Below are 15,472 nucleotides of genomic sequence, written 5' to 3' on the forward strand. Positions count from 1 at the left end.
AAGTACAAACAAACAGTAAATGCAATTAGAAGAAAAAATATGGTTTTGGGCATTGCTAGTCATTCCAATAATATTGGTGCTGTTTTTAGCGCTTCAAATTTGGAAACACAAAACGCAAAATAAATTTGCTAATCAGGCTATTTTAAAACGATTGAGTCCTAACAAATCGTTATTTAAATCTGTACTTAAAATAGTAATTTTATGTTTAGTATTTGCTAGTTTAACAATGGCTTTAGTGAACCCTAAAATTGGTTCAAAATTAGAAACCGTAAAACGCGAAGGCGTAGATATTGTTTTTGCAGTTGATGTCTCTAAAAGTATGCTAGCCGAAGATATTGCACCAAACAGACTAGAAAAATCCAAGCAATTAGTTACTCAAATCGTAAATAATTTAGCTAGTGATCGTGTTGGAATTATAGCTTATGCAGGTAAAGCGTATCCGCAATTACCTATTACAACAGATTACGCTTCGGCTAAAATGTTTCTTAATAACATGAATACAGATATGCTGTCTTCACAAGGAACAGCAATTAACGAAGCCATAGAATTAGCAAAAACGTATTATGACGACGACCAGCAAACCAATCGTGTTTTAGTTATTATTAGTGATGGAGAAGACCATAGCCAAGCAGCAGCAAGTGTTGCAGAAGAAGCTAGCGAGGAAGGCATTAGAATTTTTACAATAGGTGTAGGAGATTTAAAAGGAGGACCAATACCAATTAAAAGAAATGGTGTTATTTTAAATTATAAAAAAGACAAACAAGGTGAAACCGTTATTACAAAATTAAATGAAGACACGCTTAAAAACATTGCAAGCGAAGCCAATGGTGTTTATATAAATGGAAGTAGTACAGGAAAAGTAGTTGAAGAAATACGAGATATTTTAAATAAAATGGATAAAACAGAATTTGAAAGCAAACAATTTGCAGCTTACGAGTCGCAATTTCAATGGTTTTTAGGTTTCGGATTATTGCTTTTATTTATAGATATTTTCTTATTAGAGCGTAAAACAGCTTGGTTGAAGAAGCTAAATTTATTTAACGAGAATTTATAAATTCCTTAACATCAACCAAATCAAGGCTTTCATATATTTAGAGCTTGAAAATTAACAATGAAAAACATAATAATCTACATATTAATATTTACAGTTTCTTTCACTTTTGCACAGCAAGAGGAAACAGAAAAAGCACTAAAAATATTAAATCAAGAAACTAACGATTTAATTAGCGATGCTAATGACTTGGCTAGTAGCGACGCCTTTGTTTCAGCTGAAATGGAATATAGAAGAGCAATCTCTAAAAAACCAACAAGTGTTGCTGGTACTTACAATTTGGGTCATTCATATTACAAAAAAGGAAATTTTGAAGAAGCCCTTTATCGTAATCAACAAGCTGCAAAACACGCGACAGATAAGTTAGAAAAGCACAAAGCGTTTCATAACATTGGAAACATTTTAATGGAAGAAAAGAAATGTAGCGAAGCTGCAGAAGCTTTTAAAAATGCATTAAGAAACAATCCTTTAGACGAAGAAACACGTTATAATTATGCACTAGCAAAAGAGTGTGCAAAAAACGAAGAGCCACCTCAAGAAGAGGACGATAATAAGGATAAAGACAAAGATAAAAAGGAAAACGAAGACCAAAAGGATAAAGATAAGAAAGAAGAAGAAGGCAAGGATAAAGAAGATAATAAAGACAAAGGAGAAGACGATAAAAAAGAAGGCGACGAAAACGAAGATGAAGGCAAGCCTGATGAAGAACAAGAAAAAGATGGTAAAGGAGACGACCAGAAAAAGGAGCAACCTAAACCACAACAACAGCCAGGAAAATTATCGCCACAGCAAATAAAAAACCTCTTGGAAGCCATGGAAAATCAAGAGCAAAAAGTACAAGATAAAGTTAATGCAAAAAAAGCAAAAGGCGCTAAAGTACAAACAGAAAAAGACTGGTAAATTAGTATTTAGTTTGCAGTCATAGTAATCCGTATTTACTAGGTTGCAATTACTCAAGTATTATAATAAAATTAAATAGAATTGTTTGTCATTCTTGCGAAGGCAGGAATCCAGAATAATAGAAATGAAAGTTACAAAACACATAGCAATGCTACTTATTATACTTTTTACAAGTATAGCAGGAGCACAAGTGAAATTTCAAACTAGAGTTAGTAAAAAAACTTTAGGATTAAACGAGCGTTTGCGTGTGGATTTTTCTATGAATAAAGATGGAGATAATTTTAATCCACCAGCTTTTAATGGTTTTAATATAGTTGGAGGTCCAAACCAATCTGTTAGTAATTCATGGATTAATGGAAAGCGTTCTTTCGAGAAAACATACAGTTATTTCTTGTCACCAAAACGAATGGGAAGTTTAATGCTTGAATCTGCAAGTATAGAAATCGATGGTAAAATTTATAAAACAAACGCCATTGTAATTAAAGTTACCAAAGAGATACAAAAACCAAAAGACCCAAGTACAGCTACTGCTACAGATAATATTCATTTAGTAGCTGAGGTTTCTAAAACCAATCCATATTTAAACGAGGCTATTACAGTAGTTTACAAATTGTATGTAGCACCAAGAACTGGTGTTAGTAATTGGCGTGAAACAGACGATCCAGAATACGACGATTTTTGGAGCCAAAGTATCAATCCAAAAGGATTAAAAATTGAAAGAGGCAAGTATAAAGGAGAAGACTACCAATATGTAGTGTTACGCAGAACTGTTTTATATCCACAAAAAACAGGTAAGCTAATAATAGAACCTTTAAAATTAGATGTTACTGCAGATATTCCAACAAAAAGACGAGATATTTTTGGACAGCGTTTAATGAGTAAAGTTAACGTTCCTGTTACAGCTGGAAGGCGAACAATAAATGTAAAACCTTTACCAGAAGAAGGAAAACCTTTAGATTTTACTGGAGCAGTTGGAGACTTTAAATTTAATTTAAGCACTTCTAAAAGTCAGCTTAATGCAAACGAATCTATGCAAGCAAAGGTTTCGGTTTCTGGAAAAGGAAATTTAAAACTTTTAACGCTACCTAAACTAACGTTACCAAACTCACTTGAAGTATATGAACCTGAGCATGCTGAAAATGTACGTACTAATTTAGATGGAATGCAAGGTGAAATTTCTGATAGTTATACCATTGTACCGCAATACAAAGGTAAATATCCTATACCAACAATTTCGTTTTCTTATTTTGATTTAAAGACAGAAAGTTATAAACGTATTTCTTCAAACGAAACTATAATTAATGTGATAGAAGGTCCTGTCCATGGCGCTTCAGATAACAACTTAATAACAGAAGGTGGAGATAGGCAAAATGTTGTTTTAAACGACGACCAATTTGCATTTATTAAAACAAGTCCTAATTTTATTTCTAAAAAAGAAAAATCATTCTTTAAATCTAAAGCATTTTGGGCTAGTTTGCTATCACCTTTACTGGCAATACCTTTGGCAATAGTCTTCCGAAGAAAAAGAGAACAACGTGCAGGAGATTTAGTAGGCAACCGTTTAAGAAAAGCAGATAGATTATCTAAAAAATATTTAGGAGAAGCTAAAAAAGCTTTAGGACAAAAAGAAGCTTTTTATGTAGCTTTAGAAAAAGCTTTACATAACTATTTAAAAGCAAAATTAAATATAGAAACTAGCGACTTAAGTAAAGATAGAATACAACTATTATTATTAGAAAGACAAGTAGAAACTACTGTAGTAAAAGATTTTGAAAGTATTCTTGAAAATTGTGAATTAGCAAGATATACACCAATTACAACAGTAACTATGCAGCAAGATTATGAAAAATCTGCTAGCACAATTAATTTAATAGATAAACAAATAAGATAATATTTTTTTATTTCCGTGTAAGCGGAAATCGTAATATATGAAATACATACTTTACATATTTTTATTTTTCATGGCAAGTCTTTCGGCACAAAACGAAAAGGTTTTCGATCAGGCAAATGCACTTTATAATGAGGGTAAATTTGCTGAAGCTATAGATAGATATGATGTAATATTAAATACAGATAAGCATTCTGCAGAGTTGTATTATAACATAGCAAATGCACATTACAAACTTAACCACATAGCACCTTCTGTATATTATTATGAAAAAGCACTAGCTTTAAAACCAAATGATAAGGATATTAAAAATAACTTAGCCTTCGCTAATAATATGCGAATAGATGCTATAGATAATTTACCAGAAGTTGGTTTGTCTCGGTTTGTAAAAAAAGTAACTAATAGTTTGTCTTTTAATGCTTGGGCAAAAGTATCTGTAGCATTAGTAATGCTTTTTGTTTTATTATATCTATTCTATTATTTCACTTATGGAACAGGAAAAAAGCGTTTCTATTTTGTAGGTAGTACATTGTCAATAGTGTTTGCTTTGATGGCTTTGGTATTTACATTTTACAGCTATAGTTTGGCAAATAAAAACAATCCAGCTATTGTATTTGCCCAAGAGTCTAAAGTAAAAACTGAGCCTAATTTAAGAAGCGACGAAGCTTTTGTTTTACACGAAGGAACCAAAGTACAGGTTTTAGACTCTATAAACAACTGGAATAAAATTAAGCTTAGCGATGGTAAAATTGGTTGGGTTCCAAAAGAAGACATAAAATTGCTGAATATATTTTAGTTATTCTTTAACAATCTTTCCCTTATCAAGTCTTATATTTACTTTTCTTAATTTTAATAGATGTTAAAACAATATTTACCAATTTTCTTTACTGTGCTATTTTTGTTGACATCTATGGCACCATCGGTATTGGTTTTGGTTGATGATTCTATTGATGTTTCTTTTTTATTTGACGCTTCAGAAGAAGAAGAAGAAGAAAAAGGTAAGGAAAAAAACAAGGAGTTAGAAGTTTTTGTTATTGATACTACTTTAGAAGCAGAACGTTTTTTTGCTTCTGAAAGCCAGGATAACCTTGAATATACTTTCAAAAACTATCCTAAACCACATCTTAATTTATTATTTCCACCACCCGAATTTATTTAGTAATTTCCCTAAAATAGGACTGTCTAGTTCAAATCTATAGTATTAAAATATCCTACTGCAAATCTATTTCAGTAGTAAAAAATCAATTTATTTATGTTTAAAAGTTTAAAAAATGACTTGCCAGCGAGTATAGTCGTGTTTTTTGTAGCATTACCATTATGTTTAGGTATTGCTTTGGCGAGTGGAGCGCCATTATTTTCTGGAGTAATTGCAGGAATTATAGGAGGTGTTGTAGTTGGAGCTTTAAGTGGTTCTAAAATAGGTGTTAGTGGACCAGCAGCAGGTTTAGCGGCAATTGTACTTGTAGCAATTGGTAGTTTAGGTGGTTATCAAAATTTCTTGGTAGCTGTTGTATTAGCAGGAGTTATTCAAATTTTATTTGGTATTTTAAAATTAGGAATTATTGGATATTACTTTCCATCTTCAGTAATAAAAGGGATGCTAACTGGAATAGGAATTATTATTATTCTAAAGCAAATACCACATTTTTTTGGTTATGATCCTGATCCATCAGGCGATTTTGCATTTTTCCAAGTCGATGGACAAAACACTTTTTCAGAGATTATTAGTACACTAAACCACATTACTCCAGGATCTACATTAATTGGATTAATTGGATTAGGAATTTTATTACTTTGGGATAAAGTACTATCTAAAAAAGGAAAGATTTTTAATCTTATTCAAGGACCATTGGTAGCTGTTGTAGTTGGTATTGTATTTTTTGTTGTAACGCAAGGGAATTCAAGCATGGCCATTGAGAGTACTCATTTAGTAAGTGTACCAATTCCAGACAGTGTAGATTCGTTTATTGGACAATTTAGTTTTCCTAATTTTGCGGTAATTACAAATGGAGACGTCTGGGTAGTTGCCTTTACTATTGCTTTAGTGGCAAGTTTAGAAACATTATTATGTGTTGAAGCTACAGATAAACTAGATCCACATAAAAATGTAACACCAACCAATAGAGAATTATTTGCTCAAGGAACAGGAAATATTATTTCTGGATTGATAGGAGGTTTACCTATTACTCAGGTAATTGTTAGAAGTTCTGCAAATATTCAATCTGGTGGTCGTAGTAAAATGTCTGCTATAGTTCACGGATTTTTCTTATTAATATCGGTTATTTTAATTCCAACATTATTAAACATGATTCCGTTATCTGTATTAGCAGCCATTCTATTAATAGTAGGTTATAAACTAGCAAAACCAAAACTGTTTAAAACAATGTTCAACTTAGGTTGGAAACAGTTTATTCCTTTTGTGGTAACAGTTTTAGGTATCGTGTTTATAGATTTACTTTGGGGAATTGGACTAGGATTAGCAGTAGGTATCGTTGTAATTTTAATAAAAAGTTTCCAAAATTCTCATTTCCTACATATAGAAGATAAGAGTAATGGAAAGCATAGAATAAAAATGACATTTGCCGAAGAGGTTACCTTCTTTAACAAAGGTTCTATTTTAAAAGAATTAGATAGCTTACCAAGAGATACTTATTTAGAATTAGATGTTAGAAAAACAAGATACTTAGATAATGATATTATTGAAATTTTAGATGATTTCGCTTTTAAAGCTAAAGAGAGAAATATTGATATTCAATTAATGTCTGAACGTGGTATAGTTGAGAATCCAGATAGTTTTATTGAGTTTTTTAAACTAAGACCAAAAACAGCATAAAATATAATATTATGAAAGATCAAAAATATAAAATATTAGTGCTTTCAGACTTGAAAGATACCTTAGATAGTGTGTTAAAAAACACTATTAGTTTATCTCAGATAATTAATGCTGATATCGAATTTTTTCACGTAAAAAAGCCTACTGATATTGTAGAAATGGAAAGCCAATTATCGGCAATGAGAACTATTAACAAAGAACATGTTTTAATGGATAATAAATTGAGAGATTTATTAGAGCCAATATCTAAAGATTATAACGTAAAAATTAATCATAGTTTCTCTTTTGGTAATATAAAAAATGAAATTAGTGATTGTATAAAAGAGTGCAAACCAGATATTATTATTTTAGGAAAGAAAAAATCTAAACCACTAAGCTTTATTGGAGATAATGTAACAAATTTTGTGTTTAAAAATCATGAAGGCGCAGTATTAATCGCTGCAGGTGATAGATTAAAACCTAATACCGAATTATCTTTAGGTCTTTTAAATAATCCTGAACAAAATATTAATTTAGAATTTGCTGAAAATTTGTTGGCTAATACTAATAGACCTTTAAAGTCTTTTAAATTTATTGACAAGTCAAATAATTATGATTTAGATTCAAATAAAAAAACTGTTGAGTACGTTTTCGATAAAGGAGATAATGCAGTTAAAAATCTATCAAAATATTTAGCTAAAAGTAATGTCAACTTGTTGTTTTTAAATAGAGAAGCAAAGACTAGTAATAAAAAGTCAGCTTCATTAAGTTCAGAGCAAAAAAATGTTATCAATATGGTAGATGTTTCTCTTTTGTTTAGTAACAGAAAACAACCCATACATATTTCTAAATAGAAAACAGAAATGAAATTTTTAAAACAAGCAGTGTTAATTATTGTTCTTTTGGTGTTTTTTACACCAATAAATACTAATGCCCAAGATAGCGACTTGGGCAATTGGTTAATTTATATTGGTAATAAAAAACTAAACAATGGATGGAGCATACATAATGAAGTACAATACCGAAATTATGATGCCATTGGTGATTTAGAACAATTGTTATTACGTACAGGTATAGGTTATAATTTAACAGAAAATAATAATAACCTATTATTAGGTTACGGTTATATTTTATCTGAAAACTATATAGGTGAAACAGATGAAAAAGTTTCGGTTAACGAGCATCGTATTTTTCAACAATTTACAACGAAGCAAAAAATTGGTAAAGTAGGTTTAAGCCATCGTTACCGTTTCGAGCAACGTTTTGTTGAAGATGATTTTAGAATGCGATTAAGATATTTTTTGGGAATAAACATTCCACTTCAGTATAAAGAAGATGGTAAAAACCCACTGTATCTTTCAGCATATAATGAGATTTTCTTGAATACAGAATCATCGGTTTTCGATAGAAATCGTGTGTATGGAGGATTAGGTTATAAGTTTTCTAATGCGCTAAGAATGGAGTTAGGTTACATGAATCAATTTTTCGAAAACTCGGGAAGAGATCAAATTAACTTAATAGCATTCGTAAATTTCTAATTAAATAAATTTTGAGTACCATTTACTTTTAAACTAGAAATGAAAAAACTACTTTACAATCTAAAGTTAAAACTAGAAATATGAAGAATTTGTTTTCAAACATTAAAGGCGATGCCTTTGGTGGTATTACCGCAGGAATTGTTGCATTACCACTAGCATTAGCATTTGGTGTTTCATCAGGATTAGGACCAGAAGCTGGTTTGTATGGTGCCATATTTATTAGTTTTTTCGCTGCACTGTTTGGTGGAACAAGTACTCAAATTTCTGGGCCAACTGCACCAATGACCGCAGTAAGTATGGTTGTAATTGCAGGAATAATAGCAACAAACGATGGAAACGTAGATAAAGCTCTACCAGTTATATTAACTGTTTTTTTGCTAGCTGGTTTAATGCAAATTGGTTTAGGCGCTTTAGGGCTTGGAAAGTATATTAGATATATTCCATATCCTGTAGTTTCTGGTTTCATGACAGCAATTGGAGTAATAATACTATTAACTCAAATTTTACCTTCAATTGGTTATTACCCAAAAGAAGACACAGCTTTTGTAGAAACTTTTAGACCTCAAGCGGAAGAGGTCCTACTTAAAAATATTTTAAAAGAAGAAGCAGGAGAAGGTATTTTGGTTCTTGAAAATTTTAAAGAAACTCAAATTAGGGCAAATGCAATAACGCCAAAAGATATTTTAAAAGAATCTCAGACTATTGCAGAGAAAACAGGAAAAAGTACTTTAGGAGTACTTAGAATACTTCCAAGGGCCTTAAAAAACATTAATTGGTTAGAGCTTGTATTAGCGCTTTCTACAATTTTTATTGTTTTTGGTTTTAAACGGATTACTAAAAAAATACCAAGCACTTTAGTAGCCTTAATTGTAGTATCTGGTGTTGCTTATGGATTTAATTTAGGTTACAGACCAATTTCTGAAATACCTGGAGGAATACCAATTCCTAATCTAGAAATGTTTACAAGCTTTAATCTAGGTAGTATTACACCTTATATATTTACAGCCCTAACTTTAGCACTTTTAGGAGCAATAGATTCTTTGCTTACAAGTGTGGTTGCAGATAATATGACTAAAACCAAACATAAACCAAATAAAGAATTAATAGGTCAAGGTATTGGAAATAGTATAGCATCTATATTTGGTGGTATTCCTGGAGCAGGAGCAACTATTAGAACAGTTGTAAATATCAATGCAGGTGGAAAAACAAAGTTGTCTGGAATGATTGCAGGTATAATGTTGTTATTAATTATGTTAGCATTTAGCGATGTAGCTTCAAAAATTCCAGCTGCTGTTTTAGCAGGTATTTTAATAACTGTAGGCATTGGCGTTATGGATTATAAAGGCTTAAAAGCCATACCTAGTTTACCAAAAGACATTAAATTAGGACCAATAAAATTAAGCTCAGAAGTATTAATTATGCTTATTGTTTTAGTATTATCAACCTTTTGGGATTTAATTTATGCAGTAGGTATTGGTTTAGTAATAGCCTCATTAATGTTTATGAAAAAGATAGGAGATTTAACAGCTGAACGTTCAGACGTAAAGTCTTTAGATGAAGAAGCATGGTTAGATGAAAGTGATTTTCCAATAAACCTTAAAGAAGAAGTGTTTATTAAACACTTAAAAGGTCCTTTGTTTTTTGGTTCTACAAGCGATTTTCAAGCACTTACCTTGCAAATTCCTGACACCGCAACAACTGTTATTTTAAGATTAGGACGTATGCAGTACATGGATCAATCTGGTTTGTATGCTATGGAAGATATGCTTCAATATTTAAAAACTAAAGGCGTAGAAGTTCTTTTTGTAGATCTATTAAAACAACCGCGTTATATGATGGAACGTATTGATATTATTCCAGATTTTATACCAAACGAACACGTTTTTAAAGATTTTAAAACCTGTTTAAAATGGGTTAAAAATAATGTGAAAGACACAATTAAAAATTAATAACTTTTCCTTTTAAAGGAACTTAATTCAAAATTAAAATGAAAAACACAGCAATTACAAAACAAGTTCAAGATACATTAACACCAAGTAGCGTGTTAAAAGATTTATTAGTAGGAAACGAGAGATTTGTAAACGGTAAACTTCAGTCTGTTGATAATTCTGCATTAGTATCTCAAACAACAGGAGGACAATTTCCTAAAGCAGTTGTATTATCGTGCATAGATTCTCGTGTGCCAGTTGAAACCGTTTTAGACCAAGCTATAGGTGATATATTTGTAGCGAGAGTTGCAGGAAATTTTGAAAATGCAGACATATTAGGCAGTTTAGAATATTCTTGTAAAGTAGCAGGAAGTAAATTAGTTTTAGTGATGGGTCATGAAGCATGTGGTGCTGTAAAAGCTGCTTGCGATGGTGTAGAATTAGGGAATATTACACATTTATTAAGTAATATTTTACCTGCTGTTCGCCAAAGTGCGAAAGAGGTAGATGGAGAAGCAAACTCTTCGAACAAAGCATTTGTAGCAAAAACAGTAGAAAATAATGTAAAATTAACAATAGAGCGTATTCGTGAAAAAAGTCCAATCTTAAAAGAAATGGAAGAAAACAACGAAATCTCAATTGTTGGTGGTGTTTATAATCTACATTCTGGTAAAGTAGAAATGCTATAATAAAGGTATTATACAATTATAAAAAAACCACTCGATTGAGTGGTTTTTTTGTTTAGTAAAATTTTTAAGATTCGGTTTCAGGCTCTATTTCATCGTCATCAGCCTTTATAATATTTGGAAAAATTATTGGCGCAATAGATTTTACAGGTTTATAAAGTATAGAATCTTTAATATGTTCTTCATCAACAAAGGTTATTGTGTTATTCATTTTATTAAAAACAATTAGTACGACACTTAATATCATTCCTATTTTTAGTGCTCCAAAAACACCACCAAGTAATTTGTTTAAAATACCAAGCGAAGCAAAGTCTGCAAGCTTAGTAAATGCTTTTCCAGTTAAGGCAATTATTATTATTATAATTACAAATGTAATAGCAAAAGCAGTGATATTGATAGTTTTTTCTGCCCATGCTGTTCGTTCTTGAAGAAATTCGGCAACAAAGTAACTAAAATGTATGGCACCATAAACTCCAGCAACTAGCGCAACTAAGGAGGCAACTTCAACAAAAAGACCTTTCATAAAACCACGAACAAGTCCAAAAAGTAATAAAGCACCTAAAACAATATCAATAACAGCCATAATATTAGATTTTAGACAAATATAAATTAACTTTGTGACTTTCAAACTTTATACTTTTAACAAATACATGTCTAGAGATCAAGAATTAAAAGAACGATGGGAATTGGTTGTTAGTAAACTATCCAACCAATTTGCAGATGGAGATAAATTAGATTTAGACGCAATAATTTACCTTATTGGCATTCAAGAATTAGGGCAATTAGAGCGCAAGTTTAAAAAGGATCACAAGCTCGATTTAATGCATATTGCTATTTGTAAGTTATTAGTACCTTATGGATATTATGAACTAGATTTTGTTGATAAAGAAGGTTGGCCACATTATACAATAAAAGAACAATTGCCAACTTTAAAAGCTGGCGAGCAAAGTGTTTTAATGAAAGAAGCGATTGTAAATTACTTTTTAGAAACGGAATATATAAAGTAGAAATTCATAAATTTGTGGCTTCACTAAGAGTTACTGAATTAAATTCAGCATAAAATGATAGATAAGATAAAAGAACTCATTGCAGAAGCAGATAGCTTTAAAGCACAATCTAAAGAAGAGGTTGAAGCTTTTAGAATAAAATATTTAGGCAAAAAAGGTTTGCTTAACGATTATTTTGCTGAGTTTAAAAATGTAGCAAACGAGCAAAAAAAGGAGTTTGGTCAAGTTATTAACCAGTTAAAAAATACTGCTCAAGAAAAAGTTAACGCTTTAAAAGAAGAGTTAGATAACTCAACAGACGATAACTCTGGAAATCTAGATTTATCACGTCCAGGAGCACCAATAACTATTGGATCTAGACATCCTATTTCTATTGTAAAAAACGATATTATAGATATATTTTCTCGAATAGGATTTAATGTAAGCGAAGGCCCAGAAATAGAAGACGACTGGCATAATTTTACTGCATTAAACTTACCAGAATACCATCCAGCAAGAGACATGCAGGATACCTTTTTTATACAAACAGATCCAGATATATTATTACGTACGCATACAAGTTCTGTACAAGTACGTTATATGGAAAATAACCAACCTCCAATTCGTACTATTTCACCAGGTCGTGTGTATAGAAATGAAGCTATTTCGGCAAGGTCGCATTGTTTTTTCCATCAATTAGAAGGATTATATATAGATAAGGATGTAAGTTTTGCAGATTTAAAGCAAACTTTACAATACTTTACTACAGAGCTTTTTGGGAAGTCTAAAATAAGATTACGTCCATCGTATTTTCCATTTACAGAACCTAGTGCAGAAATAGATGTTTATTGGGGACTTGAAACAGAAACCGACCATAAAATCACCAAAGGAACTGGTTGGTTAGAAATTGGCGGTTGTGGTATGGTAGATCCAAACGTATTAACCAATTGTGGTATTGATGCGAATGAATATTCTGGCTTTGCTTTTGGAGTTGGTATAGATCGTATAGCAATGTTATTACACCAAATTAGTGATATTAGATTGTTAAGTGAAAACGATGTTAGGTTTTTAGAGCAGTTTAAAAGTGCCTTGTAATACTAGCGTTTTTATATGAAAAAAGACATCCATATTCCTAAAGTTGAAAACGTTTACATTGCTGTAGTAAACGAGTACAACGACATTTATAAAACACAAGATTGGAACGCTTACATTATTAACGATAAAGACGTTGATATAGAAATGGTTTTAATTGTTACAAGTGGCTATAATGAAGATAAAATGACTTCTATCTTTAGAAAAAAACTAGATGTACTCCCTAAAAAAAGCTATGCTAAAATAGAGTTAATGCAAGAAGATTTATTTGCACTAAATAACCAGTTTAAAGTTACTTTTTTTGAAGATAATAAGATGTTTGATAAAACATACACTTTTAGAAAAAACACTATTAATTTAAAGGCTTTGCAGTCTTTGCCTTTAATGGAAGTAAAAGGTGTTTTGGTTAAATAACCAATTCCTGAGAATGCAGGAATCTTATAATAAATAAGCATAAACTTAGAAAGAAACTTTACAGTAGTAGATTAGTGCGTTAGGGATTGAACGGTCTGTTTGAGCTCCTCGAAGAGAGCGAGTAGTGAAAGCCCGACCTTTTTAGGTAACGCCCAAAAAGATAAAATTCCTTTTTTTTAAAGGGATTTATTAATCCAACTTATCAGTCAATTTTTTAAATACTTTTTTAGCGTCTTTACCTTCATATAAAATTGCGTAAACAGCATTTATAATTGGTAGTTTGGTTTTGCTTTTATTTTTTTCGTTTAATAAAAAAGCACTTTTTGTAGCGTAGTAACCTTCAGCAACCATACTCATTTCCATTTGTGCAGATTTTACAGTGTAGCCTTTACCTATCATGTTTCCAAACATGCGGTTTCTAGAGAAAACCGAGTAGCCAGTAACCAATAAATCACCTAAGTAGGCAGAGTTGTTTATGTTACGTTTCATTTTATGCATTTTCTTAATAAAACGTTTCATTTCACGAATTGCATTACTCATTAATACACTTTGGAAATTATCGCCATAGCCTAATCCATGAGCCATTCCAGCTGCAATAGCATAGATGTTTTTAAGCATTACTGCATATTCTGTACCTATAACATCGTCGCTAATTTTAGTTTTTATATAATTGCTAGACAAAGCATCTGCAATTGCTTGCGCTTTTACAGCATCTGCACATGAAATAGTTAAATAAGATAATCTTTCTAGTGCAACTTCTTCTGCATGGCAAGGTCCAGCAATAACTCCAATATTTTCGAAAGGTACATTAAAGTTTTCATGAAAATGCTCGCCTAAAAGTAATCCTGTTTCTGGAAGAATACCTTTTACAGCACTAACTACAATTTTATCTTTAAGTTCTAAATTAAGTTTTTTAAGTTCACTATTAATAAAAGCAGAAGGGATTACAAATATTAAAACATCTGCATAAGTCACCATCTCATTAATATCATTACTAATATGAAGTTGGTCTAAATGAAATTCTACAGAACTTAAATACGTAGGGTTGTGTTGTTCTTTTAGTAAGTGTTCTTTAGTGTAAACACTTCTCATGTACCAACCAACCTTTTCTTGGTTTTCACATAGCATTTTTACTATAGCAGTTGCCCAACTTCCAGATCCAAAAACAGCATATTTTAATTCTTTACTCATAGGTATAATTAATTATAAAACAAAATTACACAATTATTAGTTGTTGTTAATATGCTAAAAAACAGCATTTTATTTATTTTGGCAAAGCTTTTGAAATTGTTGTTATATCAATCCTTTAAAACGAAACGATTATGAAGACATTAAAATCACTTTCAGTATTTGCCTTAATGGCAACACTATTAACTTCTTGTTATACAGAAGTTTTAATAGAAGACGGTTATGCAAACAACACTACACCAGCAATTTCTATAAATCAATTATTAAACTCTTACGAGCTTTGGTATGTAAATATAAATGAAACTGTAGGTTATGGCGAATCACCATTGTTACAAATTGCATTTACACTATCTTTTAGAAATGGAACTTTACATGCTAATAATAATTTGGTTGGTATAGGAAGTCAAGGTAATGGTTTTGGAATACCAGTAGGATATTATAATGCTTATAACATGGTTTTAGATATCGATCACGATATTGATGGTTACGATAGTTTTGATGTTTACCAAATAGACAATAACACAATAGAGCTTTATAACCCTTTTAACGATACCTCTTATTTTTTAAATGGTTACCAACGTTCTAACTTTGATTACGACTATGTTTTTTACGATAACATTCAGTATTTTATGCAAGAATATGAAGCTTGGGAAAAAACATATACAAGCGATTTTGGTGCATTAAATGAATTTGACAACGAAAACTTCTTACAGTTTTTATCTGGCAGAAATGATAACACTTTTAGAAGTTCTCAAGATATAAATGTAACACACCCAAACAATTTGTATTGGGATTTTACAGGAGATTATGGTGTAGGAAACGTTAATGGAAATATGTATTTAAAAACATTAACTCTTGATTACGATTATTTTGATAATGAGTTTTTTGAACTTAGTGTTATAAACGATCAAAGAATAGAGTTATTACATGCAGATTCTGGAACGGTTTACGAGTTTACTGGTAGAGGTTATATTGAGTATTTAAAAGAT

16 protein-coding genes are annotated in these 15,472 nt (G+C 30.9%); 14 read left to right on the forward strand and 2 right to left on the reverse strand.

The window, feature by feature from the left end; all coding sequences use genetic code 11:
• Positions 1-19 precede the first annotated feature (19 nt).
• From Q0C58_RS06535 to Q0C58_RS06580, 10 genes are all read left to right on the forward strand, one after another.
• On the forward strand, positions 20-1,054 hold the full coding sequence (locus Q0C58_RS06535) for a VWA domain-containing protein (RefSeq protein ID WP_290699011.1): 1,035 nt from the start codon (positions 20-22) through the stop codon (positions 1,052-1,054).
• A 57-nt stretch (positions 1,055-1,111) separates the two neighbouring features.
• Positions 1,112-1,951, forward strand: coding sequence for a tetratricopeptide repeat protein (locus tag Q0C58_RS06540; protein ID WP_290699013.1), 840 nt, complete (start codon positions 1,112-1,114; stop codon positions 1,949-1,951).
• Between the two features lie 124 nt (positions 1,952-2,075).
• A complete protein-coding gene (locus tag Q0C58_RS06545; RefSeq protein WP_290699015.1) occupies positions 2,076-3,842 on the forward strand; it encodes a BatD family protein in 1,767 nt (588 codons plus the stop codon).
• A gap of 37 nt (positions 3,843-3,879) precedes the next feature.
• Positions 3,880-4,635 (forward strand): tetratricopeptide repeat protein, encoded by a 756-nt coding sequence (locus Q0C58_RS06550; RefSeq protein ID WP_290699017.1) that lies wholly within the window; start codon positions 3,880-3,882, stop codon positions 4,633-4,635.
• Between the two features lie 114 nt (positions 4,636-4,749).
• The gene (locus Q0C58_RS06555; protein WP_290699020.1) at positions 4,750-4,998 is read left to right on the forward strand and encodes a hypothetical protein; all 249 of its coding nucleotides are present in this window, start codon (positions 4,750-4,752) and stop codon (positions 4,996-4,998) included.
• Between the two features lie 93 nt (positions 4,999-5,091).
• Positions 5,092-6,672, forward strand: a complete 1,581-nt coding sequence (locus Q0C58_RS06560; RefSeq protein ID WP_290699022.1) for a SulP family inorganic anion transporter — start codon at positions 5,092-5,094, stop codon at positions 6,670-6,672.
• 11 nt (positions 6,673-6,683) lie between these two features.
• Complete coding sequence (locus tag Q0C58_RS06565) at positions 6,684-7,505, forward strand: universal stress protein (protein WP_290699024.1); 822 nt, start codon at positions 6,684-6,686, stop codon at positions 7,503-7,505.
• Positions 7,506-7,514: 9 nt separating this feature from the next.
• Complete coding sequence (locus tag Q0C58_RS06570) at positions 7,515-8,189, forward strand: DUF2490 domain-containing protein (RefSeq protein WP_290699025.1); 675 nt, start codon at positions 7,515-7,517, stop codon at positions 8,187-8,189.
• 80 nt (positions 8,190-8,269) lie between these two features.
• Positions 8,270-10,138: a SulP family inorganic anion transporter gene (locus Q0C58_RS06575; protein WP_290699027.1), complete on the forward strand. Its 1,869-nt coding sequence runs from the start codon at positions 8,270-8,272 to the stop codon at positions 10,136-10,138.
• Positions 10,139-10,176: 38 nt separating this feature from the next.
• Positions 10,177-10,806: a carbonic anhydrase family protein gene (locus Q0C58_RS06580; RefSeq protein WP_290699029.1), complete on the forward strand. Its 630-nt coding sequence runs from the start codon at positions 10,177-10,179 to the stop codon at positions 10,804-10,806.
• 64 nt (positions 10,807-10,870) lie between these two features.
• On the opposite strand, the gene Q0C58_RS06585 is transcribed toward Q0C58_RS06580, so the two are convergent.
• Positions 10,871-11,386 carry a CvpA family protein gene (locus Q0C58_RS06585; RefSeq protein WP_290699031.1) on the reverse strand — a complete coding sequence of 172 codons (516 nt, stop codon included), beginning with the start codon at positions 11,384-11,386 and terminating at the stop codon, positions 10,871-10,873.
• A gap of 67 nt (positions 11,387-11,453) precedes the next feature.
• On the opposite strand from Q0C58_RS06585, the gene Q0C58_RS06590 reads away from it, so the two are divergent.
• Genes Q0C58_RS06590 through Q0C58_RS06600 form a run of 3 tightly spaced genes read left to right on the forward strand, consistent with a single transcriptional unit; the run spans position 11,454 to position 13,295 of the window.
• On the forward strand, positions 11,454-11,810 hold the full coding sequence (locus Q0C58_RS06590; RefSeq protein WP_290699045.1) for a hypothetical protein: 357 nt from the start codon (positions 11,454-11,456) through the stop codon (positions 11,808-11,810).
• A gap of 54 nt (positions 11,811-11,864) precedes the next feature.
• A complete protein-coding gene (pheS, locus tag Q0C58_RS06595; protein ID WP_290699034.1) occupies positions 11,865-12,884 on the forward strand; it encodes a phenylalanine--tRNA ligase subunit alpha in 1,020 nt (339 codons plus the stop codon).
• A gap of 15 nt (positions 12,885-12,899) precedes the next feature.
• The gene (locus Q0C58_RS06600) at positions 12,900-13,295 is read left to right on the forward strand and encodes a hypothetical protein (protein ID WP_290699037.1); all 396 of its coding nucleotides are present in this window, start codon (positions 12,900-12,902) and stop codon (positions 13,293-13,295) included.
• A gap of 189 nt (positions 13,296-13,484) precedes the next feature.
• On the opposite strand, the gene Q0C58_RS06605 is transcribed toward Q0C58_RS06600, so the two are convergent.
• On the reverse strand, positions 13,485-14,486 hold the full coding sequence (locus tag Q0C58_RS06605; RefSeq protein ID WP_290699040.1) for an NAD(P)H-dependent glycerol-3-phosphate dehydrogenase: 1,002 nt from the start codon (positions 14,484-14,486) through the stop codon (positions 13,485-13,487).
• A gap of 131 nt (positions 14,487-14,617) precedes the next feature.
• Here Q0C58_RS06605 and Q0C58_RS06610 point away from each other — a divergent pair.
• Positions 14,618-15,472: nicotinic acid mononucleotide adenyltransferase (locus tag Q0C58_RS06610; protein ID WP_290699043.1), on the forward strand; the 855-nt coding region annotated here is incomplete at its 3' end.

This window comes from Lacinutrix sp., from assembly GCF_023299985.1.
GTDB lineage: Bacteria > Bacteroidota > Bacteroidia > Flavobacteriales > Flavobacteriaceae > Lacinutrix.